The organism is Salinicola sp. CR57 (assembly GCF_003206585.1).
GTDB lineage: Bacteria > Pseudomonadota > Gammaproteobacteria > Pseudomonadales > Halomonadaceae > Salinicola > Salinicola lusitanus.
Genome location: NZ_PZJL01000006.1, coordinates 506,532 through 529,810, shown reverse-complemented (window position 1 = coordinate 529,810; position 23,279 = coordinate 506,532). Strand labels below are relative to the sequence as shown.

17 protein-coding genes are annotated in these 23,279 nt (G+C 65.7%); 13 read left to right on the top strand and 4 right to left on the bottom strand.

Annotated elements, in window-relative coordinates; translation table 11 throughout:
* Positions 1–9 precede the first annotated feature (9 nt).
* The 4 genes from rnc (at position 10) to pdxJ (ending at position 3,258) form a co-directional block, all read left to right on the top strand.
* A complete protein-coding gene (gene rnc, locus DOM56_RS12480; RefSeq protein ID WP_110600053.1) occupies positions 10–705 on the top strand; it encodes a ribonuclease III in 696 nt (231 codons plus the stop codon).
* Positions 702–1,601, top strand: a complete 900-nt coding sequence (gene era / locus DOM56_RS12475) for a GTPase Era (RefSeq protein ID WP_110709167.1) — start codon at positions 702–704, stop codon at positions 1,599–1,601. Before rnc ends, era begins: the two co-directional genes overlap by 4 nt.
* 70 nt (positions 1,602–1,671) lie before the next feature.
* The gene (recO, locus tag DOM56_RS12470; protein WP_110709165.1) at positions 1,672–2,382 is read left to right on the top strand and encodes a DNA repair protein RecO; all 711 of its coding nucleotides are present in this window, start codon (positions 1,672–1,674) and stop codon (positions 2,380–2,382) included.
* Positions 2,383–2,466: 84 nt separating this feature from the next.
* On the top strand, positions 2,467–3,258 hold the full coding sequence (pdxJ, locus tag DOM56_RS12465) for a pyridoxine 5'-phosphate synthase (protein ID WP_110709163.1): 792 nt from the start codon (positions 2,467–2,469) through the stop codon (positions 3,256–3,258).
* 5 nt (positions 3,259–3,263) lie between these two features.
* On the opposite strand, the gene DOM56_RS12460 is transcribed toward pdxJ, so the two are convergent.
* Positions 3,264–5,801: a response regulator gene (locus tag DOM56_RS12460; RefSeq protein WP_157958228.1), complete on the bottom strand. Its 2,538-nt coding sequence runs from the start codon at positions 5,799–5,801 to the stop codon at positions 3,264–3,266.
* A 252-nt stretch (positions 5,802–6,053) separates the two neighbouring features.
* Here DOM56_RS12460 and cysM point away from each other — a divergent pair, with 252 nt between their 5' ends.
* From cysM to DOM56_RS12415, 9 genes are all read left to right on the top strand, one after another.
* Positions 6,054–6,950, top strand: coding sequence for a cysteine synthase CysM (gene cysM / locus DOM56_RS12455; protein WP_110600043.1), 897 nt, complete (start codon positions 6,054–6,056; stop codon positions 6,948–6,950).
* A 2-nt stretch (positions 6,951–6,952) separates the two neighbouring features.
* The gene (rlmD, locus tag DOM56_RS12450; RefSeq protein ID WP_110709158.1) at positions 6,953–8,392 is read left to right on the top strand and encodes a 23S rRNA (uracil(1939)-C(5))-methyltransferase RlmD; all 1,440 of its coding nucleotides are present in this window, start codon (positions 6,953–6,955) and stop codon (positions 8,390–8,392) included.
* Position 8,393: 1 nt separating this feature from the next.
* Positions 8,394–10,643, top strand: coding sequence for a GTP diphosphokinase (gene relA / locus DOM56_RS12445; RefSeq protein ID WP_110709156.1), 2,250 nt, complete (start codon positions 8,394–8,396; stop codon positions 10,641–10,643).
* Between the two features lie 8 nt (positions 10,644–10,651).
* Entirely contained in the window at positions 10,652–11,548 is an 897-nt protein-coding gene (gene mazG / locus DOM56_RS12440) for a nucleoside triphosphate pyrophosphohydrolase (protein ID WP_110709154.1), read from the top strand.
* Positions 11,549–11,696: 148 nt separating this feature from the next.
* A complete protein-coding gene (ppc, locus tag DOM56_RS12435; RefSeq protein WP_110709152.1) occupies positions 11,697–14,360 on the top strand; it encodes a phosphoenolpyruvate carboxylase in 2,664 nt (887 codons plus the stop codon).
* Between the two features lie 92 nt (positions 14,361–14,452).
* Entirely contained in the window at positions 14,453–15,442 is a 990-nt protein-coding gene (locus DOM56_RS12430; protein WP_110709150.1) for a DnaJ C-terminal domain-containing protein, read from the top strand.
* Positions 15,439–15,744 carry a chaperone modulator CbpM gene (locus DOM56_RS12425; RefSeq protein WP_110709148.1) on the top strand — a complete coding sequence of 102 codons (306 nt, stop codon included), beginning with the start codon at positions 15,439–15,441 and terminating at the stop codon, positions 15,742–15,744. Before DOM56_RS12430 ends, DOM56_RS12425 begins: the two co-directional genes overlap by 4 nt.
* 202 nt (positions 15,745–15,946) lie before the next feature.
* On the top strand, positions 15,947–16,630 hold the full coding sequence (locus tag DOM56_RS12420) for a nucleoside/nucleotide kinase family protein (protein WP_110709147.1): 684 nt from the start codon (positions 15,947–15,949) through the stop codon (positions 16,628–16,630).
* A gap of 69 nt (positions 16,631–16,699) precedes the next feature.
* The gene (locus DOM56_RS12415) at positions 16,700–18,130 is read left to right on the top strand and encodes a sugar porter family MFS transporter (protein WP_110709145.1); all 1,431 of its coding nucleotides are present in this window, start codon (positions 16,700–16,702) and stop codon (positions 18,128–18,130) included.
* Positions 18,131–18,204: 74 nt separating this feature from the next.
* On the opposite strand, the gene DOM56_RS12410 is transcribed toward DOM56_RS12415, so the two are convergent.
* The 3 genes from DOM56_RS12410 to DOM56_RS12400 form a co-directional block, all read right to left on the bottom strand.
* Positions 18,205–19,158, bottom strand: coding sequence for a 2-dehydropantoate 2-reductase (locus DOM56_RS12410; RefSeq protein ID WP_232822275.1), 954 nt, complete (start codon positions 19,156–19,158; stop codon positions 18,205–18,207).
* Positions 19,155–21,167, bottom strand: a complete 2,013-nt coding sequence (locus tag DOM56_RS12405) for a DNA topoisomerase III (RefSeq protein WP_110709141.1) — start codon at positions 21,165–21,167, stop codon at positions 19,155–19,157. The genes DOM56_RS12410 and DOM56_RS12405 overlap by 4 nt, the downstream gene beginning before the upstream one ends.
* Before the next feature lie 97 nt (positions 21,168–21,264).
* Complete coding sequence (locus tag DOM56_RS12400) at positions 21,265–23,178, bottom strand: hypothetical protein (protein WP_110709138.1); 1,914 nt, start codon at positions 23,176–23,178, stop codon at positions 21,265–21,267.
* Positions 23,179–23,279 lie beyond the last annotated feature (101 nt).

The following is a 23,279-nucleotide window of genomic DNA, read 5'->3' as shown; positions in this document are numbered from 1 at the left end:
GGGAATGACGTGAGTGATCCTCTGCAAGGCTTCAGTCGTCGTATCGGCCACGATTTCCGTGATCCGACGCTGCTGGAACTGGCGCTGACGCATCGTAGCGTGGGTGGCGCCAACAATGAGCGGCTCGAGTTTCTGGGCGACTCGATCGTCAATTTCGTGATCGGCGAGGCGCTGTTCAAGCGCTTTCCGGCGGCGCGTGAAGGTCAACTGTCGCGCCTGCGAGCCGGGCTGGTCAAAGGCCAGACCCTCGCGGTAGTGGCGCGTGAGTTCGAGCTGGGGGAGTGCCTGCGGCTGGGATCGGGAGAGATGAAGAGCGGCGGCCATCGGCGCGACTCCATCCTGGCCGATGCGCTGGAAGGGGTGATCGGTGCGATCTATCTCGATGCCGGCATGGACGTGGCCCGTAGCCGGGTGCTGGCCTGGTTCGGGACCCGGCTGGAAGCGATCGATCTGCACAATACCCAGAAAGATCCCAAGACCCGGCTTCAGGAGTTCCTGCAGTCTCGCCAACAGGCGCTACCCCGATACGAGGTGATTTCGGTGGAGGGCGAGGCACATGCCCAGACGTTCAGCGTCGAATGCCATGTCTCCATGCTCGCCGAGTCGCCGACGCTGGGTGAAGGCTCCAGCCGGCGAATCGCCGAACAGCAAGCCGCCGAGCTTGCGTTGTCCAGACTCGAACCATCAAAGGGCAAGCGCCAATGACACAGAGCTGTGGTTTCGTCGCCATCGTCGGGCGGCCCAACGTGGGTAAATCGACGCTGATGAACCGCATCCTGGGGCAGAAGATCTCCATCACCTCCCGGCGTCCGCAAACCACGCGCCATCAGGTCATGGGCATCAAGACGATAGATGAGGCGCAGTTCATCTACGTCGACACTCCCGGTATCCATCTGCAGACCCGCGATCGCAACAAGGCGATCAACCGGTTCATGAACCAGGCGGCCACCCAGGCACTGCGCGATGTCGATTGCGTGGTCTTCCTGGTCGATCGTACCCGCTGGACGGAAGAGGACCAGGTCGTCCTCGACAAGCTCACCCACGTGGAAGCGCCGGTGATCCTGGCGGTCAACAAGGTCGATTGGCTCGAGGACAAGACGACATTGCTGCCGTGGCTGGAGTCGCTCTCCGCCAGGCGCGAGTTTGCCGCTATCCTGCCGATCTCGGCCAAGCACGGTACCAACGTGCCGGAACTCGAGGGCGAGGTCGCCAAGCGTCTGCCGGAAGGAGTGCACTACTTCCCGGACGACCAGATCACCGACAAGAGTCAGCGGTTTCTTGCCGCCGAACTGGTTCGCGAGAAGGTCATGCGCCAGTTGGGAGACGAACTGCCCTATCAGATGACCGTCGAGATCGAGGAGTTCCGTGATGAGGGCAAGGTCATCCACATCAGCGCGTTGATGCTGGTCGAACGCCAGGGTCAGAAGAAGATTCTGATCGGCGACAAGGGGGAGCGGATCAAGAAGATCGGTATCGAGGCGCGCCAGGAGATGGAGCGGGCTTTCGACAGCAAGGTCATGCTCAACCTGTGGGTCAAGGTCAAGCGCGGCTGGTCGGACGATGACCGGGCGCTGAAGAGCCTTGGCTACAATCTCGACTGACCCGTCGATCTCTCGATCGACGAACTGACTCGAGCAGGGATTTGCGCTCTCCTCTCAAGAGGCCTTGGCAATGACGCCCCAGCCGGCTTATCTGCTGCACAAGCGGCCCTATCGGGAAACCAGCGCCCTGGTGGATGTCATTACTCTGGAGCACGGTCACGTTCGCGCCGTCGCCCAGGGAGTACAGCGGGCGGGGAGCAAGTCCCGCGCCAAGCTGCAGCCGTTCGCGCCGCTGCATCTGACCTGGGTCGGCGACAGCGATCTCAAGCGTCTGCGGATGATGGAGACCACCCAGAGCGCCGTGTTGCTGGCCGGTGAAGGCTTGCTCTGCGGACTCTACGCCAATGAACTGCTGATGCGAGCGCTGCCGGTCGGGTTGCCGACGAGCGATCTCTTCGCCATCTACGCCTGGACGATCGAACGGCTCACCCGGCCGGCCGAGCGTGCCACCAGCCTCAGGCGTCTCGAGATCACGCTGCTCGAGACACTGGACGCCGAACCGATCTTTCTCGAGATGGACGACAGCCCGCTCGACCCCTCTACGCGTTATACCTATATCGCCGAGAGTCGCCGTTTCACCCCCGTTGGCGGGCAACAGCCCGGTTGGGACGGCCGCAGTCTCAAACTGCTGGCCCGTGGCGACTGGGAGGCACCCGGACTGGCTGGCCTGAGCAAGGCGCTGACCCGGGCGGCGCTGGCGCCGCTGATCGGTCATCAGCCATTACGTTCCCGGGAACTGATGCAGCGACTCAGTGAGCGCCGTCGTCAGGGGCGTACCTGACCCCTGGGTATCGCCGGGACGTGAATAGTGTCCTCGACCTGGGTCCTCTTATCCTCTCTTTACCGCTTCAAGGAGTTCCAGTTCATGATCGCTACTCGTATTCAACTGGGGGTCAACATCGACCATGTCGCGACGTTACGTCAGGTTCGCGGCACCCGCTATCCCGATCCGGTCCAGGCGGCGCTGCTGGCCGAGGAGGCCGGTGCTGACGGTATCACCCTGCATCTGCGCGAGGACAGACGCCATATCCAGGAGCGGGATGTCGAACTGATCTCGGCAGTTCTCAACACCCGCATGAACCTGGAGATGGCCGTCACCGAAGAGATGGTCGCGCTCGCCGAGCGATTGAAGCCGGCGGATGTCTGCCTGGTGCCGGAAAAGCGGGAAGAGCTGACGACCGAGGGTGGGCTGGATGTGGTAGCCAATCGCGATACGGTCGCCAGCGCCTGCGAGCGGTTGCGGGCGGCGGGCTGCCAGGTGTCGCTGTTCATCGACCCCGAGCCTGCGCAGATTCAGGCGTCGTTCGAGGTGGGCGCGCCCGTGGTCGAGTTGCACACCGGAGCCTACGCGGAGGCGACAGGCGATGCACGTCGTCTCGAGTACGCGCGGCTGACGGCGGCGGCAGAGTTCGCGAGTGAACTGGGCTTGGTGGTGAACGCCGGACATGGGCTTCATTATCACAACGTCGAAACCGTCGCGGCGATTCCTGGCATTCACGAGCTCAACATCGGCCACGCGATCATCGCCCGCGCGCTGTTCGTCGGGCTCAAGGAGGCCGTGGGGGAGATGAAGCGGCTGATGGTGGCGGGCCAGGAATCGGGGCTAATCGCCCAGATCGAATCTTTCGATCAAGACCACGACCACGACCATGGATAGCGCTGTCAGCTGATGTCGGTGAATGCCTGGTCCTCGGCCCACAGGATCAGGCGATCGCAAGCCGCTATCAATTCACGAAACGCCTCTTCGCATTCCTCAATGGCGCCATGACGACAGCGCTGCTCCAATTCGTCGCAAGCCGCCGCGAGTTGCGGGACGCCGCAGTAGCGACAGCCGCCTCCGAGCTGATGGACTCGCTCCCGCAGCAGGGCGACATCACGCCCTTGCCAGGCTGCGTGCAGTTCCTGGCAGTGCCTTGGCAGCTCCGCGATCAGCAAGGCCATCATTTCCATGACGAGCGCCTCGCGACCGCCGCTGCGCTCCCGGGCCTGTGCCTTGTCGACGACCGGTAGGTCGCCGGCATGAGACAGGGAATTCGGAGCCGGTAAGCCGGCAGCTTCCCCCGCCTGTTCCGGATCGGCAATACCGGGCGTGATTTTCGCCGTGTCCGTGTCCGTGTCCGGTTGCGGGTCAGTATTCGACGATTCGGTAAGGGGCAGATACCTCGCCAGTACCTCCCGCAGCAGGCGTTCGTCCAGCGGCTTGGTCAGCACCTCGGTGACTCCGTCGTTCGCAACCACGTCGTGGCCATGGGCGTCTCGGCCGGCTGTCATGGCGACGACGGGCGTGCGGGCCCAGGCCGCGCTCAAGCGCCGCAGGCGGTCCGCGGCCTCGTAGCCGCTGGCGTCCGGCAGATGAAGATCCATCAGCACCAGGTCGATCGAGGTTTCCGAGGCGATGGCGACGGCCTCTGCCGCGGTGCCGGCCACTACCACATTGGCGCCAATGATCGGCAGCACCGCGTCGAGGTAGTGCTGCGAGACCTCGTCGTCGTCGACGACCAGCACGCGAGGACGGGATGGCATGGCTTGCTGGCGACTTTCCGCGAGCATCTTGGCCAGGGTGCGGCCCAGCATGTAGCGGGAGATCGGCAGTCTGAGCACGACGCTTCCCTTCGGGAGTCGCCAGTCCAGGGCCTGCGTCGGCGCCAGATTGGCGATCACCAGGCAGGGTTGGGAAATGGCGTCGAAGCGTTGTTGCCAGAGGTCCCGGGTGGCGGCGGCGAGTGCGCTTTCGTCGATGCCGACGATGAGCAGCTGACTCGTGTCACCCGCGGACGACAAGGCGTCCGCCGTGGCAATGGCGCTCGGCAGTGCGTGCCAGCGTCTCAGGGCGTAGTCCAGCAGATGGGCCAGGCGCGTGTGAGGTTGCCAAATACCGATCCTGGCGCCTCCGAGATCGAACTCTGCCGGTCGAACGTAGGGTTCGCAGGCCTCAAACCCGAGTCGGGAAACGATCGTCTGGCTCCCGCCCCGGCGCTCACCCAGCGCCAGAGAGCCGTCCAGCTCCCCCGCCAGACGATGGCAGATGGCGAGACCCACGCCATCCTCGGCGTTGGCGGAGCGAGTTTCGCCTTGCGCGATCAGCCGGCGCAGCCGCTCACGGTGGGCGGGGGCGGCGTTGCCGCCATCGCTTACGCTCAGTCGTAGTCTCACGGCGCTGCCTTCTCGGCTCTCGAGCACGATGCGCGTGACGACGTCACCTTCGCCGCCATACTTGATGGCGTTGTTGACCAGGTTGGTCAGCAGTTGACGCACGGCGACGTCGGCACCGACGAGCCGGGGCGGAACATCGTCATAGACGATGGCGAGAAGGGTGATTCGCCTGGCCTGCGCCAGCGGTGTCTGGAGGCAGAGGACTTCCCACAGCACCTCGGCGATATCGAACACGTTGTTGGTCCGACAGCGGCGGGGATCTCCCAGTACATGGTCGACGGTGTCCAGCAGACCATTGGATGCCAGGTGAATATGGCGCAGCCATTCGCGCTGCTGCGCGTCGAGAGGACTGTTTTCCAGCAGACGACAAAAGCCGAGCAGACCGGAGAGTGGCGCGCGCAGCTCATGACTCATGTAGGTCAGGTCGCTCTCCTCGCGGGCTTTCGGGAGAGGCTCGGCATTGTCGGCTGACGTCGCCTGGTCGGATTCCGGGATGCTTCGGGCGTGTCTCGCTGCGCGTGACGAGCGCCGCCAGGCCAGTGCCGCGGGTATCAGCAGCAGCAGCGACAGCATCGGCATCAAGGTGGGCAGAGGGCTTTGCGAATACTTGCTGGCTCTGGAAGGGTCGAGGGTCAGGTCCAGCCAGTAACTGCGTGAAGATGGTTGCGCCAGGAAGTCGCCCAGCGGTTGTATCCATCGTTGCATGCCATTCTCGTGCCAGGACATCGGGGTCGCCGGAAGCGTCGCCAGCGGCGCGGGAGGCGCGGAGCCGGTGAAGTCTCGCGAGGCGCCGCTGTCATCCCGCAAGGTGGCGTTGACGATCGCCGGATCATCGGTCAGGCGATCCAGCAGTTGGTGGACCCGCGCGATGTCTTCATTCTGCGCGGCTTCGGCCAGCGACGGCGTGAACACACGATTGATGCTCTGCAGGCGTCGAGAGAGCATCTGGTCATTGGCCCGATGCCAGTCCCACGCGTGCCACCCGGTGATGCCGAGCAGCAGCGCCGATAGCAGCAGCGAGAGAGTGATCAGCCAGCGTGAAGCCATGAGTATTCCGAAGCCTTTGCGTTCCCAATCGATTCTATCGGCGAACACGGTCAAAACCGTAGCGTCTGTCGTAACCTCAGTCGATCATGGTGTAAAAAATGGCTTCGACATCGTGTCATAGCATTGCCGAAGCCGCGATGACCAGATGGGGAGTGCTGTCATGTCCCCCGCCGGCTTCGATATACTGTCGTCACTCTCTCTCATCGGTTTGCGGACCGAAAACGTTCAGGCTCTGGCTCTAGGACACTCACTATGGCATTCCCCACGCTTGCGCAGACCGTCGGCAATACGCCGCTGGTCCGACTCGCGCGTATCTCCGCCGGACGCGACAACACGATTCTGGCCAAGCTGGAAGGCAACAACCCCGCTGGCTCGGTCAAGGATCGACCGGCGCTGTCCATGCTCCGCGAGGCGGAGGCCCGCGGCGACATCTCTCCGGGCGACACGCTGATCGAGGCGACCTCCGGCAATACCGGCATTGCACTGGCCATGGCGGCGGCGGTGATGGGTTACCAAATGGTCCTGATCATGCCGGACAACGCCTCGAGCGAGCGCAAGCAGGCCATGGCGGCCTACGGTGCCAGGCTGATCGGCGTCAGCAAGGAGGCGGGCATGGAGGGCGCCCGGGACCTGGCAGACGAGATGATCGCCCGGGGAGAAGGCAAGCCGCTCAACCAGTTCGCCAACCCCGACAACCCTCTGGCGCACTACCGCACCACAGGCCCTGAATTGTGGGAGCAGACCGCGGGGCGTATCACGCACTTCGTCAGTGCCATGGGCACCACCGGTACCATCATGGGCACCTCGCGCTATCTGAAGGAGCGCAATCCCTCGATCCAGATCGTTGGCCTGCAGCCGGCCGATGGCGCCAGCATTGCCGGCATTCGACGCTGGCCGGAAGCCTACCTCCCCGACATCTTCGAACCGCAGCGGGTCGACAGCGTACTCGATATCGGCCAGCAGGAGGCCGAGGAACACATGCGCCGGCTGGCGCGGGAAGAGGGCATTCTCGCTGGCGTCTCCTCCGGCGGTGCCCTGGCGGGCGCATTGCGGGTCGCCGAGCGAGTCGACAACGCCGTCATCGTGTTCATCGTGTGTGACCGCGGCGACCGTTATCTGTCCACCGGCCTCTACGCGCCGGAAGCCTGACCATGGCGATGCTGGGAAAGAGGCGAACGCCGGCCGTGCGCCGGGAGCGTCAGGCGCCGTCACCCGCTCCCGCGGTGGCTGCGGAAGCGGGCACGCTGGTGATCGAGCGGCTGGCCCACGACGGGCGTGGCGTCGCGCGCGACGGGGAAGGCAAGACGGTATTCGTCGATGCCGCGCTGCCGGGAGAGCGGGTCGAGGTGGCGATACACCGCCAGCGCAAGCGCTATGACGAGGCGCATGTCCGCGAGCGACTCAGCGATGCCGCGACGCGCGTCGAACCGCCCTGCATCCATGCGACACGCTGCGGCGGGTGCGATCTCCAGCACTTGAGCGTTGCCGGGCAGCGCGAGCACAAGCGCGAGGTGCTGATCGATCTGCTCGGACGCCAGGGAATCGATGCCCCGGAGGACGTGGCGATATTGCAGGGCGACGACGCCGGCTACCGGCGCCGGGCCAGGCTCGGGGTCAAATGCGACGCCCAGGGCCGAGTCCATCTCGGCTTTCGCGCGCGGGGCAGCGAACAGCTGGTCGACATCGACAGCTGCCACGTGCTGGCGCCTGCCCTGGCGAGACTGCTGCCGCGACTGCGGGCTCAGCTCGAGACGCTCGAGGCGCCGCGTCACGTCGGCCATCTCGAGCTGCTGCTGACCGATGCCGAGGTCGTCACCTTGGTCATCCGTCAGCTGCGCCATGTACCGGAGGACGAGCACCGCTGGCGCGCGTTCGCGGAGCGCGAGGCGTTGGCCTGTGCCGTTCGCCGGGGGCGGAAGGCGACCGAACTGGTCTGGCTGAGCGACCAGCCGCGACTGGTCACGACCGTGTTCGGGTCTCGCCGGCCCATATCGCTGGCGCTGGCGCCGGGGGACTTCCTGCAGGTCAATGCCCACATCAACCAGCGGCTGATCGACACCCTTCGGGACTGGCTGGCGCTGGCGCATGACGACTCCCTGCTCGACCTGTTCGCCGGCATCGGCAACTTCTCGCTGGCCCTGGCCGAGGACGCTGCCAGGATCACCGCTGTCGAAGGTAGCAATGCGATGGTCGAACGCCTGCGGGACAATGCCAGACTGAACGGTCTCGATGTCGATGCCTTGCAGGCCGATCTCAGTGATCCCGGCGAGGCGGTGGACACCTTGATCGCCGAGCACGACACGGTGCTGCTGGATCCGCCGCGCGAGGGAGCCAGCGCGATCTGCCGACGATTGGCGGAGAGTGGCGTGATGCGGGTGGCTTACGTCTCCTGCGACCCAGCGTCGCTGGCGCGGGACGCGGCTCTCTTGCTGGCCGGCGGTTTCGTGCTGTCGCGCCTGGCGATGGCCGACATGTTCCCCCACACGGCACATCTGGAATCACTCGCGTTGTTCGAACGGCCAGCCCGTTCCGGGCGGCCAAGGCGTCGAAACGAAGACCACGACACTCCAGCTTCGGGAGGCAGGCACTAGCATGGTGAAGGTGCGAGAAAGCGAACCGCTGGTCGATGATGGCAGTGTCGATCTGGATCTGTGGGTGAAGCGGCTGCAGCAAGAGGTCGAACTGCGAGATCCCGGGCGTATCCTTCAGGCCTGCCAACTGGCCCTGCGGGCCAGCGAGCGGGACATCCAGGGTAACGAGGCGCTCGCCGACCAGACGCTGTTGACCGGCCTGGAAATGGCCGACATCCTCAGCCAGCTCAAGCTGGACCAGCAGACGCTGGAGGCCGCGATTCTCTATCGCGGCGTCCGCCGTGGTCTGCTGAGCCTGGAGAGCGTTGCCAAGCAGATGGGGGAGGAGGTCGCCAAGCTGATCGAGGGCGTGCTCAGCATGGCCGCGATCAGTCAACTGCAGGCCCCCAAGCACGGGCTGTCACAGCACAACCAGCAGGACAACCTGCGCAAGATGCTGGTGACCATGGTCGACGACGTTCGCGTCGCGCTGATCAAGATCGCCGAGCGCACCTGCATGTTGCGGCAGGTCAAGGATGCCTCGCGGGAGAAGCGCCTGCGCGTCGCGCGCGAGGTCTTCGATATCTATGCGCCGCTGGCACATCGGCTCGGCATTGGTCAGGTCAAGTGGGAACTCGAGGACCTGGCCTTTCGCTACCTGCACGAAACCGAATACAAGTCGATCGCGAAGCAACTGGCGGAGAAGCGCCTCGATCGCGACCGCTATATCCACGAGGTGGTGGAAACCCTCGAAACGCTGCTCGAACGCCAGGGAATCCTGCGCTACCAGGTCGACGGCCGGGCAAAGCACATCTATTCGATCTGGCGCAAGATGCAGCGCAAACGCATCGACTTTTCCCAGGTCTACGATGTCCGTGCGGTGCGTATCCTGGTGCCCGAGATCGCCGACTGCTACACCACGCTCGGCGTGGTCCATTCACGCTGGCACCACGTCCCCAACGAATTCGACGACTACATCGCCAACCCCAAGAAGAACGGCTATCAGTCGCTGCATACGGCCGTCATCGGCCCCGAGAACAAGGTGCTCGAGATCCAGGTGCGCACCTTCGCCATGCACGAGGAGGCGGAACTCGGCGTCTGCGCGCACTGGCGTTACAAGGGAATGGATACCAACGCCAAGAGCCGGGGGTACGAGGAGAAGATCGCCTGGCTTCGCCAGGTGCTCGAGTGGCAGGAGGAGGTGGGCGACGTGGGCGATTTCCGGGAGGGGCTGGCGAGCGACGTGGCGCCGGACCGGATCTACGTATTCACCCCGGATGGCCATGTCATCGACATGCCGCAGGTCGCGACGCCGATCGATTTCGCCTATCGCGTGCATACCGAGATCGGCCACCGTTGCCGCGGTGCCAAGGTCGATGGCCGCATCGTACCGCTGACCTATCTGCTCAAGACCGGCCAGCAGGTCGAGATCCTGACCGCGACGAAGAGCGCACCGAGCCGGGACTGGATCAACCCCAACCTCGGCTATGTCCGCACGTCGCGCGCCCGATCCAAGATCCAGGCCTGGTTCAAACTGCAGGCGCGGGAGCAGAATCTCGACGAGGGCAAGGCGATCTTCGACCGTGAATTTCGTCGCCTCGACATCGACGGGGTCGATCTCGAGCGGCTGGCGGGGGCGGTCAACTACACCTCGGTGGAGGACATGTACGCCGCCATCGGCGCCGGCGACCTGCGTATCGGCCAGGTGCTGCATCAGGCCCAGCAGCTGTTCGGCGAGAGCGACGACCAGGAGCAGCTCGATCGTCTGCTGACCAAGCCTCGTCGGCATCAGGGCAAGGAACCCAGCGATGGCATCACCGTGCTGGGCGTCGGCAATCTCAAGACGGCCATGGCCAATTGCTGCCACCCAGTGCCCGGCGATCAGATCATCGGCTACATCACCCAGGGTCGCGGGGTCACCGTCCATCGTCAGGACTGCCCCAACGTACTCCAGCTCCGCAGCGAGGAGCCCAGGCGCATCGTCGATGTCGAATGGGGACAGAAAGAGCGCACCCAGTATCCGGTGGATATCGAGATCGAAGCGTGGGATCGCTCCGGACTGCTGCGCGACGTGACTCACGTGCTCTCCAGCGATCGGGTCAACGTGACCTCCGTCAACACCGTGACCGACAAGCTCGACAACATCGCGCGGATGCGGATCACGCTGGAGATCGAGGGGCTGGAAGCGCTCGAGCGCATTTTCTCGCGTATCCAGCAGCTGCCCAACGTGATCGACGTCAAACGGCTGCGGCAAGGCCACGGACAGGCATAGGAACCAATATGCAGGACAGCAACGCCCCGACACCGCCGAACGATGACCGCCACTCGCTCGATGACCTGCTGACGTTGATGGCGGTATTGAGGGATCCGCGTCACGGTTGTCCCTGGGATATCAAGCAGGCGTGGGACACCATCGTCCCCCATACGCTGGAGGAGGCCTACGAGGTCGCCGACGCCATCGAGCGTCGAGCGTTCGACGAACTTCCCGGCGAACTGGGCGACCTGCTTTTTCAGGTGGTCTACTACAGCCAGTTCGCCAGAGAAGAAGGGCGCTTCGATTTCGACGATATCGTGCATACCCTGACGGCGAAGATGCTGCGACGTCACCCCCATGTCTTCCCGGACGGCACGCTGAATTCCCGTCGCCAAGCGGGCGACGGCAAGACCCCGCCGGTGGCCGAGAGCCGGGTCAAGGCTCGCTGGGAAGCGCTCAAGGCCGAGGAGCGCGAGGCGCGCGTTGCTGCCGCCTCGCAACCGCTCTCGGCACTGGACGACATCCCCACGGCGCTGCCCGCGCTGAGCCGTGCCGCCAAATTGAGCAAGCGAGCTGCCGGCGAAGGCTTCGACTGGCCTGACGAGCGTGGCGTCATCGACAAGATCCGAGAGGAGCTGGCGGAGGTCGAGTCGGCGCTGGCCGACGACGACCGGGCGCACGCCCGGGAAGAGGTCGGCGATCTGCTGTTCGCCGTCGTCAATCTGGCCCGGCGGCTCGGGTGCGATCCGGAGCAGCAACTGCGCCGTACCAATGCCAAGTTCGAGCGGCGTTTCCGCCATGTCGAGGACGCGCTGGCACGGGATGGCACCGCCCCCGGTGATGCCACGCTGGAGGAGATGGAGCGCCACTGGCAGGCGGCGAAACAGGAAGAGGCCAGCACAGGCATTTCGTCCATGTCGTAAATTTACGACCAATGTCGCTTCCGTTCCGGTCGATTCTTTCCTCCAGATCGTTATGCTGACGCAGTGAGCGGTCTATCTTCGCCGTCGGACCGCCGGCAATCCGCATGACGGTCGGCGTGCCGGTTCGGCCAACTCCGGGAGGGAAACCATGCGTTCAGAACAGGAAACGTCGCTGCACGAATCGTTGCGGGACAATGTCCGGCTGCTGGGAGATAGCCTGGGCAGGACCATTGCCAAGGATCTGGGCGACGAGTTCGTGGATCGGATCGAACGAATCCGTGCCTTGGCCAAGAAGGGGCGGCAGAGCGCCGAGGAGGCGGACCGCCGCGAGCTGATCGACTACCTCCGGGCGCTGCCCGAGGGCGAATTGCTGCCGGTGACTCGCGCCTTCAACCAGTTTCTCAATTTATCCAACATCGCCGAGCAGCACTACCGGGCACGCTTTCGACGCGTCGAGGATTACAAGCCCGGGACCCAGCCCGATCTGGGCGAACTGCTGCAACGTGCGACGTCCGCCGGCCAGTCCCCCCGTCAACTGGTGGACGCGATTGCCGGCATGCGCATCGATCTGGTGCTGACCGCGCATCCCACCGAAGTCATTCGACGCACGCTGATTCAGAAATACGACGCCATCGACCACTGCCTGCAGATCATCGAGGACAGTGGCGACGAGCCGGAAGTACTCCAGCGTGCGCAGGGGAGGCTCGAGGAGCTGATCGCCCAGTCCTGGCACACCGACGAGATCCGGCATGAACGCCCCACCCCCGTCGACGAGGCGAAGTGGGGGTTCGCGGTCATCGAGAATTCGCTGTGGGAGGCGGTGCCGACCTTCCATCGCGACCTGGATGCGCTGCTGATGGAGAAGGCCGGCGAGCGATTGCCGCTGGAGGCGTCTCCGATCCGCTTCGCTTCCTGGATGGGGGGCGATCGCGACGGCAACCCCAACGTCACCGCCAGCGTGACCGAGGAGGTGCTGCTGCTGGGGCGCTGGATGGCGGCCGATCTCTATCTTCGCGATCTCGAGCAGCTCAAGGCCGAGCTGTCGATGTGGAAGGCGAACGATGCGCTCCATGCCGAGGTCGGCGACGATCCGGAGCCTTATCGGGCACTGCTGAAGCGGTTGTCGACCCGGCTGGAGGCGACCCGGGCGTGGGCGCGAGCGCGGCTCGATGGGGAGGTTCCCGCCGAAGCGGCGATCATCGAGACGCGGGATCAACTGTTCGCGCCGCTGCTGGCCTGCCACCGCTCGCTGTGCGATGTGGGCCTGGAGACCATCGCCAACGGCGTGCTGCTGGATACGTTGCGACGGGTGGCGGTATTCGGCGTCAACCTGGCCAAGCTCGACGTGCGCCAGGATGGCGCCCGCCACGCCCAGGTATTCGAGGAGCTGACCCAATATCTCGACCTCGGCAACTATCGGGAGTGGGACGAAGAGCGCCGTCAGGCGTTCCTGCTCGAGGAGCTGACCTCGCCGCGGCCGCTGATCCCGCCGCGCTGGGCGTGCTCCGCCGAAACGCGGGAGGTGCTCGACACCTTCGCGGTCATCGGACGCGAGCATCGCCAGGCGCTTGGGACCTACATCATCTCGATGGCGCAGCAGCCCTCCGACGTGCTGGCGGTGGCGCTGCTGATGAAGGAAGCCGGCAACGGCGTGCGCCTGCCCATCGCGCCGCTGTTCGAGACCCTGGACGATCTGGACCGGGCCGGTGACGTGATCGAACGTCTGCTGGCACTGCCGGGATATCGGGAGGTCGCCGGCGATTACCAGGAAGTGATGATCGGCTACTCGGATTCGGCCAAGGATGCCGGTCAGCTGGCGGCGGCCTGGGCCCAGTATCGGGCGCAGGAGCGGCTGGTCGAGGTGTGTCGCGACGGCGGCGTCGAGTTGACGCTGTTCCATGGCCGCGGTGGCACCGTCGGGCGTGGTGGCGGTCCGGCCCACGCCGCGATCCTGTCGCAGCCGCCGGGGTCGGTGAACGGCAGCCTGCGGGTGACCGAGCAGGGCGAAATGATCCGTTTCAAGTTCGGTCAGCCCGATATCGCGCTGCGGTCGATGGAGATCTATGTCTGCGCGGTGCTGGAGGCGACGCTGTTGCCGCCGCCCGCGCCTCGGCCAGTGTGGCGCGAGGAGATGGATCGTCTGGCCGCCATTGCCCACGGTGCCTATGTGGGCGTCGTGCGGGAGGACCCGGATTTCGTGCCCTATTTCCGCGCGGTGACGCCGGAGGGCGCGCTGGGTCGTCTGCCGCTGGGGTCGCGCCCTGCCAAGCGACGCCAGGAAGGCGGCATCGAAACGCTGCGGGCGATCCCGTGGATCTTCGCCTGGACCCAGACCCGGCTGATGCTTCCGGCCTGGCTCGGCAGCGGCGAGGCATTCGCGAAGCGGCTCGAGGAGCAGGGCGGGCTCGACCGGCTGCGCGAGATGCGCGAGCAGTGGCCGTTCTTCGGCACCTACCTGGACATGCTCGAGATGCTACTGGCCAAGTCGGATCCGCTCATCGCCGCCTACTACGAGAAGCGTCTGGTCGATGACCCCGCCTTGACCCGGTTGGGCGAGTCGCTGCGCCAGCGACTGGTCGATCTCGAGGCCGTACTGCTGCGGATACTCGATCAGGGTGAGCTGCTCGAGAATACCCCGCTGATTCGTCAGGCGATCGAGGTGCGCAACCCGTATATCGATCCGCTCCATGGTCTGCAGGCCGAGCTGCTGCAGCGCAACCGGGATGCTCGGGGCGAGATCACCCCGGAGCTTTCCCGGGCGCTGATGGTGACCATGGCGGGTATCGCGGCCGGCTTGCGTAATACTGGCTAGAGGCCTGAGAGGCGGCGAATCCTGCTATAACGGTAGTGACCGGCCGGCATGTAGACGCGGCCGATCATCGACCTGTTTCCCGGGAGTGCGGCATGGAGTTCAAGGATTACTATGCGGTACTGGGCGTAGAGCGGGACGCCGCCCAGGACGAGATCAAGCGCGCCTATCGCAGACTGGCGCGGAAGTATCACCCCGACGTCAGTCAGGAAGCCGATGCCGATGCCCGCTTCAAGGAGCTCGGCGAAGCCTACGAGGTGTTGAAGGATCCCGAGAAACGTCTTGCCTACGATCGGGTCGGCCAGGGCCAGCGGGCCGGCGAGGACTTCAGCCCGCCACCGGACTGGGATGCCGGGTTCGAGTTTCGGGGTGGCGGTTATACCCAGGAGGGCTACTCCCAGGAGCAGCACGCCGCCTTCAGCGATTTCTTCGAATCACTGTTCGGTCAACGTCGAGGGCCGGGCCCGGGGTTCACGGGCTCGAGCGGCGACCCCGGCGGCAGGCGGTATCGTGCGCGCGGGGAGGATCATCATGCCAAGGTGTCGATCGCGCTCGAGGATGCCTATCGCGGTGCCGTTCGCACCCTCACACTGCAGAGTGGCGAGCTCGACGAGCAGGGACGAGTCCGACCGCGCCAGCGGACCTTGAAAGTCCGGATTCCGAAGGGCGTGAAACAGGGCCAGCGAATTCGCCTGGCCGGCCAGGGGGAGCCCGGCATGGGCGGCGGTCCGGCGGGCGATCTCTATCTGGAGATCGAGTTCGAGTCGCACCGGCGCTACCAGGTGGAGGGGCGCGACGTCACCCTGATCCTGCCCGTGGCGCCCTGGGAAGCGGCGCTGGGCGCGACGATCGCGGTGGCGCTACCCGAGGGCTCGGTGGAGCTGAAAGTCCCGGCGGATTCCCAGGATGGGCGGCGCCTGCGGCTCAAGGGCCGGGGCATTCCAGGCGAGCCACCGGGCGACTGCTACGTGGCCTTGAAGATCGTACTGCCGCCCGCGACGAGTGACGATGTCAAGGCGGCCTATCGCCAGTTGGAAGCGGTGGCGAACTTCAATCCCAGGGCGACGGCGGAGGAGACACCATGACCATCCACGATCTCACCCGGGTCCCGGCCGACAATCTCGACGAGACGCCGGTCCTGACGCTGGGCGACCTGTGCCGAACCTGTACGGTACATGCCGAATGGGTCATCGAGCTGGTCGACGAGGGCGTCATCGTTCCCCACGGTCGCCAACGCGAACAGTGGCGTTTTTATGGTGCGACCCTGCATCGCGTCAGGGTCGTCCAGCGCCTGCAGCGCGATCTGGGAGTCAATCTGGCCGGCGCGGCACTGGCGCTGGAACTGATGGACGAGGTCGCGCGATTGCGTCGGCTAGCCGGCGAGTGACCCTTCGACTGGGTGCCGCGACTCGAAGCCGCGACGGCACCTCGCGACATTCGCCGGGATGAATCCGGTGAGTGTCGTTTCGTCGTCCGACGCCTGATGTCGGTAAGTTTACGACTTTGGTTGTGTCGCCGATAGACGACTCTCATCATCAAAATGAGCGTGCTACGCTTGTCGCCACTTCCGGCTCTCCTGCGATTCTCCAATGCGTATCACCACCACCGAGACGCGGACGCTATCGATCGATATCGACCCGCCCATTCTCGAGGCCGCCCGTTGCTTAATCGATTCATCCCAACGCCGAATTCTCGGCCTCGTGGGAGCGCCTGGCTCGGGCAAGAGCACGCTCTCCGAGGCGCTTTTCGCCGCGCTCGGCGATCAGACCCAGATCGTCCCCATGGACGGCTTCCATCTCTCCAATCGACAGCTGGCGGTACTGGACCGGGCCGGGCGGAAGGGCGCGCCGGACACGTTCGATGCGTTCGGTTATCGCGACCTGCTCAAGCGCCTTCGCGCCAGTTTCGGCGAAGAGACAATCTACGCGCCGGGCTTCTACCGGGAGATCGAGGAACCGATCGCTGCCAGTATCGCGGTGGCGCCACCCACCTCGCTGATCATTACCGAGGGTAACTATCTGTTGCTCGAGGAAGAGCCGTGGCCGCAGGTGCGGGAGATGCTGGACGAAGTGTGGTTCCTCGATGTCGATCGTGACCTGCGCGAGTCCCGCCTGATCGCCCGCCACCGCCAGTTCGGGCGCACCGAGCGGCAGGCGCTGGAGTGGGTTCGTGCGACCGACGCGCCCAATGCCGCGCGCATCGAGGCCGTGGCCGGCAACGCCGACCGCCAGCTGTGGTGGAGCGGCAGCCGGATTCGATTCAAGGACGTGTAGCAATACCTGCCGTCACCATTCGAGCTGGGCGACTCAACCTCCAGGACGCCCGATTTCAAGGAGAGAAGCATGAATGCAATCGCTGCCGCCGGTCGCGGCCCGAAACGCAAGGGGCTGGTCGTGATGGTGTCGGTCGTGGCCGCACTCGGTGGCCTGCTGTTCGGCTATGACACCGGCATCATCGGCGTGGCGCTGCTCGGGTTGTCCAAGCAGTTCGCGCTGGACGACACGCTCAAGCAGCTCGTCACCGGTGCGATCATCCTCGGTGCCATCTTTGGCTGCGTGGGTACCGGGCGGCTCTCCGACCGGCTGGGGCGCCGCTGGACGATCGTGCTGGTCGGCGCGGTGTTCATTGCCGGCTCAATCCTGTCGGCGGCCTCGACCAGTGTCGGCATGCTGATCGCGGCGCGATTCATCCTCGGGCTCTCCGCCGGCAGCGCGACGCAGATCATCCCGGTCTATATCGCCGAGGTGACGCCGCCGGAGCACCGCGGCAAGCTAGTGGTCATGTTCCAGTTCATGGTGGTGTTCGGCATTCTCGTCGCCTATCTGGTGGGCTATGGCCTGGGCGAGCAGTGGCGCTGGATGTTCGGCCTTGGCATTATCCCGGCGGTGATTCTGATGCTGGGCATGCTGGTACTGCCGGAGAGCCCGCGCTGGTTGGTAAGCAAGGGGCGTGAATCCGAGGCGCTGGGTATCCTCGAACGGGTGCGTGCCAGCCGCGAGGGGGCGCAGTCGGAGATGGCCGAAATCAAGGAGGTGTCGGCGCGTCCCGAGGGCTCCTGGCGCGATCTGTTCCAGCCGTGGATTCGTCCGGCGCTGGTGGCCGGGGTGGGGATCGCGATGTTCTCCCAGATCACCGGCAACAACGCCCTGATCTACTACGCGCCGACCATCCTGAGCCAGGCCGGTTTTGGCGACAGTGCCTCGGTGCTGGCGGCGATCGGCGGCGCGGTGCTGATCAATCTGGCGACCATCCTGGGCATTTTCCTGGTCGATCGGATCGGGCGGAAACGCTTTCTGTTGTGGATGGTCCCCGGATCGGCGGTGGCGCTGGTGATCATGGGGATACTGTTCGTGGGTGGTGCGCCCGAGGATGCTTTCAGCCAGTACGCCCTGGTGGCCTGCCTGGCAATCTACATGGCGCTCAACTGCAGTTTCGGCGTCTGCCTGTGGCTGATCAACGCCGAGGTATACCCGCTGTTCGTCCGCGGCAAGGGGGCCAGCATGGGGGCGTTGAGCCACTGGGTCTTCAACCTGCTGGTGACACTGACGACGCTGTCGCTGATCAGCGCGCTCGGCACTTCCGGCACCTTCTGGCTCTATGCGGTGATCACCACGATCGCGCTCGTCTTCATCGTCCGCTACGTGCCCGAGACGATGGGGCGTTCGCTGGAGGAGATCGAAAGCGATCTCAAGGCGGGCGTCTTCTTTCCGGCGGACAAGTCCCGGGGCGATTCGAAGCGATCATCGGTCGAGGCGACGAGCGCCGTCGAGTGACAGTGCCGCGCCACGCTCGGATAGCCAACGGGGCCGGTCGCGATGACCGGCCCCGTCGCTTACGCCTCTTGGGTCTATTCAGATGCCGCGCGCCAGAGCGCCTGGAGTTCGGGGGTGTCGAGGCGATGGCGAAGGCTTGCCTCGACCAGCGGCCCGAGGATCGCGTCGTGCTCCGTGGGGCGATTGGCGAGCACATCCTGGAGCATCGATGAGTGATTGGAGGACGTGGCTTGAATCACGCCATCGACCAGGGCTTGCCAGCCCTGCGACGGTGGCGAGACGCCCTCGGCCTGCATGATACGTTCGATCTCGGTCACCAGCGCCGTGACGCGTGGTCGAAACGCCGGCCGGGCCAGGGCGCCGTTGGGAACGCGGTGATACGCGGTCAGCGGGTTGATCACCGCATTGACCGCGAGCTTGTGCCACAGGCGGCACCGAATGTCTCGGCAGGGGGTCGCGGCAATGCCCGCCTGTCCAAGCCGGTGGGCGACGCTGGTCGCCAGCGCGAAGTGGCGGTCGTCGAGATCGCCGATCCAGGTCGTCCCCGTGGCGGCATGCACCACGTCCGGCGAATGAGGGCCGGGTGGCGGGCGATAGGCGGCTTCGGTGGTCGAGGCGCAGAGCACCGGCCCAGTCCAGCGCTCGCTGATAGCGGGTTGTGCCCGGAATCCGTTCTGCAGTAGCAGCAGCGGGGTGGCCGGTGCGAGCCGCGGTGCCAGGGCATTCAGCGCGGCCATCGCATCGTGGGACTTGGTCGCCAGCACCACCAGCGCCGGGGCGGCGGTGCCGGTTCGATCGGCCGCCCAAGCTGTCGTCGGTTGGCGCGCAACCGCGATCCTCGACGCTTCGCCGTCGGGTCCGCGCAGATGGATGCGAGGCTGGGCCGCCTGCCTGCCGAGCAGGACGACGGGGAACCGTCGGGCCAGTGATGCCGCGAAAAGCTGGCCCAGGGCACCGGCGCCGACGATCAACCAGCTCCCGTCGTCGGTCGACGGCATCGTGCGGGTCTCTCGAGATCGCGACGTCATGCGTCGGGCTTCCGTGCACGCCGAGCCCGGGTCGGCTTGCCTTTGGGGGTGGTGTTGGACGAACCGGATGTCGATCGACCGCTACTCGATGAGGCGTTGCCCCGGGAGCGGCGCGCTCCCGTTCTACGCCCCGAGGCAGACCGCTTGCCACGCTTGGGTGGCGGTGCGACCGGCGCCGTGCTCCGGGCCGAGGCCGCAAGCGCCTGGTTGAGGCGCCCGGCGTCCGCCTGGGCCAGCAGCGCCTGGAGGTCTTCGATCAGGGCGGTCAGAAACGGGGCTGGCGCGTCCTGGCTTTCGGCGATCGCCGAGAGCCGTTGCTCCCACAGGGCGGTGCGCTCGGGACGCGTCGCGGCCGGTGGCAGCGAGTCGATCAGCGCATGGCCGGTGCGCGTGGCCCTGATCGCTTTTCCATCGCGGATCAGATAGCCCCGCGTCAGCAGCGTTTCGATGATGCCGGCACGGGTCGCCTCGGTGCCGAGGCCATCGGAGTCGCGCAGCGTGCGTTTGACCGCGGGGTCCTCGACGTAGCGCGCGATGTTCATCATCGCCTTGATCAGGCTGGCATCGGTGAAGGGTTCCGGCGGCCGGGTCTCGCGAGCCTCGCAGCCGGCCTCGGTCACGCTGGCCGTTTCGCCTCTGGTCAGCGGCGGCAGGGCCGGCACGTCGTCCCGCGTCGTGAACAGCGGCTTCCACCCCGGCTCCAGAATCTCCCGCCCCTGGGCCTGGAAGCGCTCGCCGAGGAGGTCGAAGACGGCCCGGGTCTCGTAGGTCTCGAGGGCCGGGTAGAACTGGGCCAGCACGTTTCGGGCGATCAACCGGAACAGGTTGGCCTCGTCGCGGCTCAGCTTGTTCAGGTCGGCCGGGCGACCCGTGGGTGCCAGCGCGTGGTGGGCACCGACCTTGGCGTCGTCCCATGCCTTGGAACGCAGGCCGAAGTTCGCCCGCTCGGCCCACTCCCGCAACTGGCCATCGAGGCGACAGGCGTCGGTCAGGGTCCTGGCAGCCTCCCGGTGATGCGCGGCGGGCAGGTAACGGCAGTCGGAGCGCGGGTAGGTGATCAGTTGGTGGCGCTCGTAGAGTGTCTGGCAGACGTCGAGGACCCGCTTCGCCGACAGGCCGTGGCGGCGCGCAGCATCGATCTGCAGTGACGACAGTGAATAGGGCAGCGGGGCAGCCTGACGCTTGCGTTTCTGGTCGAGCTCGGCGAGATGACCCTGAGTACCCGCGAGGCGCTGCGCCAGCGCCTCGGCCGGACCTGGATCGAGCAGGCGACCCTGGTCGTCCAGCGGATGGTGTTCGCCGGGTTGCCACCAGGCCCTCAGCGCGCCACCCGCGACCTTCAGGTCGGCCCACAGCAGATAGAATGGCTTGGGCTCGAAGGCGGCGATATCGCGATCGCGGCGTACCACCAGCCCCAGCACGGGCGTCTGGACCCGACCCACCGACAGCAGTCCGTCGAACCCGGCCTGGCGCCCGATCAGCGTCCAGGCCCGGGTCAGATTGATGCCGTAGAGCCAGTCGGCGCGGGAGCGGGCCTCGGCGGCGGCGTAGAGCGGCTGGTAGCGCTGGTTGTCCTCGAGGCTGGCGAGCGCCCTGGCCACCGCGTGTCGGTTGAGGTCCTGCACCAGCAGGCGCTGTGTCGGCCGGCTCCAGCCCAGGTGATTGAGGACTTCCTGAACCAGTAGTTGCCCCTCGCGGTCGGGGTCGCCGGCATGCACCACGCTGTCGGCCCCCTTGACCAGCTTACGCAGGACGGCCAGCTGGCTTCGTGCCTGGCTTCTGGGCACCAACTGCCAGCGCTCGGGAACGATCGGCAGGTCGTCGAGTCGCCACTGCTTGTACCTGGGGTCGTAGCGCTCGGGCGCGGCCTGCTCCAGCAGATGGCCGAGACACCAGCTCACCACGGTATCACCAGCTTCGAGATAGCCCTCGCGACGCGTCGCCTTGACCGGCAGGGCATCCGCGATGGCGCGGGCGAGACTCGGTTTTTCGGCGATGATCAAACGCATGTCGCGCTCCGATGATACTTGGGGTCAAGGCTGGATTCTGCCGTGACTTGGCGTTGCGGGAAACGCCCCGGCTCGAGAGATTGCGGTCGGTGGCGGCTTACTTCTCAAGGTGGCGGCGCGCGCGCACCAGGGCGCGATACCAGTGACGGTGGGGCGTTCCCACCGCCGGCGGCGCCATGCTCAAATAGCTGATATTGGGCGTCTCGCCACGCTCCAGGTTGACGTTGGTCAGCATCTGTAGCGTGCTCTCCCGGGCACCGTACTGGCGCTGCAGGAACGCCATTGCCTCCGGTTCCAGAGCGACTCGGTAATGCTTGACCAGGGCCAGCGCCAGCGATTCTGCCGTGCGCGACAGGTCGGTCTCGATCTCGCGAACCATTGCCGATCCCATCGCCGCTTTCGCCGCCACCGAGAGATTGGGCTCGAGCTGGCCGAAGTCTGCCGCGTTGGTGCTGTTGATGGCACGCTGCACGGCTGGGCGCGACAGATGCACGTGAGGCTCCAGGGCCAGGAATATCTCGACCGCGACGCGCTTGGCGCTTTCGACGCCCACGCTGAGCTGGGTGTCTCGCTCGGCTTGCCGCAGCCGCTCCCGCAGGGTACCGATGTTGGCCTTCTCGAGATAGCGGCCGAGCTGTTTGCAGACGACGGCCTTGGCTTCGTCGTCGAGGGTGATCGTGCTTTCGCGGATGCGCAAGCCTCGACGACCCGGGCCGAGTCGCAGACGGGTCGAGTTGTCGGAGAGATCGGCGCTGACCGTGTCCCAGCGCTGGGCCATTCGCAGCCGATGTGCATGACTGCGGCCCACCTCGTTGTAGGCACTGGAGACGCTCTTGTAGAGCTTGATCGCGTTGGTCAGTACTTCCGCCTGATGGCGCAGGGTCTGGCGATCGTCGCTGCGTCCGGTATGAATGGCGTAGGCCAGTGACTGGATTCTCTCGCTCAGTTCGTCGATGGCGGCCACGCTGTGGGTCAGCAGCGCATCGGCACGCTGCCCGGCGACGCTCTCGGCGAGCGGGGTCACCGAATGCTCGACGAGGTAGGTGTTCAGGGCCTTCAGGCGGGAGAGGCCGGTGGCCTGGGCGATACGGTGCCGGGCCCGCGCCTCCTCGAGGCCGTCGAACGCCCGGGCCAGCTTCCAGCGACCCCGGTATTCGAACGACAGCACCGGTATCTGGCGACCGCTGATCAGCTCGAATGCCAGGATCACCATCTCCTCGACGTCCTGCAGTGTCATCAGCAGATCGTTGTCATTCTCGATCGCGGCCATGACGCGCTCGATGAAGTGCTCATCCCGGGGGACGCCGTAGCGTGGGTCCGGCGCGTGGCCTTCGAAGCGCTCCCTGAGCAGCGTGATCGCCGCCGGTGCCAGGTCGTAGAGTTCGGTGAAGCGGGGTTCGATCTCGTCACGGTAGATCTCGACCAGGTCGCTGACGCGGGCATGGAGCCCGACCCGGCGGTAGACGTCGATCTGGCCGATCAGGCGCGCGCTTTCGCGGTCGTCCAGCAGCTCGAGCGCCGCCAGTTCGACGCCCTCGGGCGAAAGGTCCTGCTTGCGCAGCAGCATGGCAGCGGCCTCGCGACGTCGCGCATCGCCTTCCAGGCTTTCGACGATCAGGTTGCGCGTGGCCAGCAGCAGCTCCGGCAGCGTCTTGATGACGCGCTCGATGCGGTTCGAGGTTCGCTCCAGCCGTCGCCCGCCGGTGAGGTGATGCAGCAGGTTGGCGATGATCCCCGCCGCGCCGGTGATGACCGTGAACGAGATGAAGAAGATGTAGTTTTCCAGCGTCGGCGCCTTGCCGTACCCCAGCAGGTAGCCACCCCAGGCACCCAGCAGTGTGACGGGCCCGGCGGTCCACAGGATCTGGAGCAGACTGACGGTCCACGGCACTTTCTCCACCGCCGCGGTGATCCGCCGGATTTCATTGCGGCCTTCACGTTCCAGTCGAACCTGAGGCGCATCGCTGTCCGTCGACTGCGGAGGACGACGAAACGGGTTCGGCAAGAGCACGGGCGCTCCTCTTTGGCAGCGACGACGGGGTTGGCGGCGGCTAAATTATCACCCCGTGGCGGCACTCGCCAGCGCTCTTGCCCGGCGTGCTAGGATGGAGC

Bases quoted from the DNA above. Each gene is read 5' to 3' on its own strand.
- DOM56_RS12430 (WP_110709150.1), top strand. From the start codon at position 14,453: ATGGAGTTCAAGGATTACTATGCGGTACTGGGCGTAGAGCGGGACGCC.
- mazG (WP_110709154.1), top strand. From the start codon at position 10,652: ATGCAGGACAGCAACGCCCCGACACCGCCGAACGATGACCGCCACTCG.
- ppc (WP_110709152.1), top strand. From the start codon at position 11,697: ATGCGTTCAGAACAGGAAACGTCGCTGCACGAATCGTTGCGGGACAAT.
- DOM56_RS12425 (WP_110709148.1), top strand. From the start codon at position 15,439: ATGACCATCCACGATCTCACCCGGGTCCCGGCCGACAATCTCGACGAG.
- pdxJ (WP_110709163.1), top strand. From the start codon at position 2,467: ATGATCGCTACTCGTATTCAACTGGGGGTCAACATCGACCATGTCGCG.
- DOM56_RS12460 (WP_157958228.1), bottom strand. From the start codon at position 5,801: ATGGCTTCACGCTGGCTGATCACTCTCTCGCTGCTGCTATCGGCGCTG.
- rlmD (WP_110709158.1), top strand. From the start codon at position 6,953: ATGGCGATGCTGGGAAAGAGGCGAACGCCGGCCGTGCGCCGGGAGCGT.
- DOM56_RS12410 (WP_232822275.1), bottom strand. From the start codon at position 19,158: ATGACGTCGCGATCTCGAGAGACCCGCACGATGCCGTCGACCGACGAC.
- recO (WP_110709165.1), top strand. From the start codon at position 1,672: ATGACGCCCCAGCCGGCTTATCTGCTGCACAAGCGGCCCTATCGGGAA.
- cysM (WP_110600043.1), top strand. From the start codon at position 6,054: ATGGCATTCCCCACGCTTGCGCAGACCGTCGGCAATACGCCGCTGGTC.
- DOM56_RS12405 (WP_110709141.1), bottom strand. From the start codon at position 21,167: ATGCGTTTGATCATCGCCGAAAAACCGAGTCTCGCCCGCGCCATCGCG.
- era (WP_110709167.1), top strand. From the start codon at position 702: ATGACACAGAGCTGTGGTTTCGTCGCCATCGTCGGGCGGCCCAACGTG.
- DOM56_RS12420 (WP_110709147.1), top strand. From the start codon at position 15,947: ATGCGTATCACCACCACCGAGACGCGGACGCTATCGATCGATATCGAC.
- DOM56_RS12415 (WP_110709145.1), top strand. From the start codon at position 16,700: ATGAATGCAATCGCTGCCGCCGGTCGCGGCCCGAAACGCAAGGGGCTG.
- relA (WP_110709156.1), top strand. From the start codon at position 8,394: ATGGTGAAGGTGCGAGAAAGCGAACCGCTGGTCGATGATGGCAGTGTC.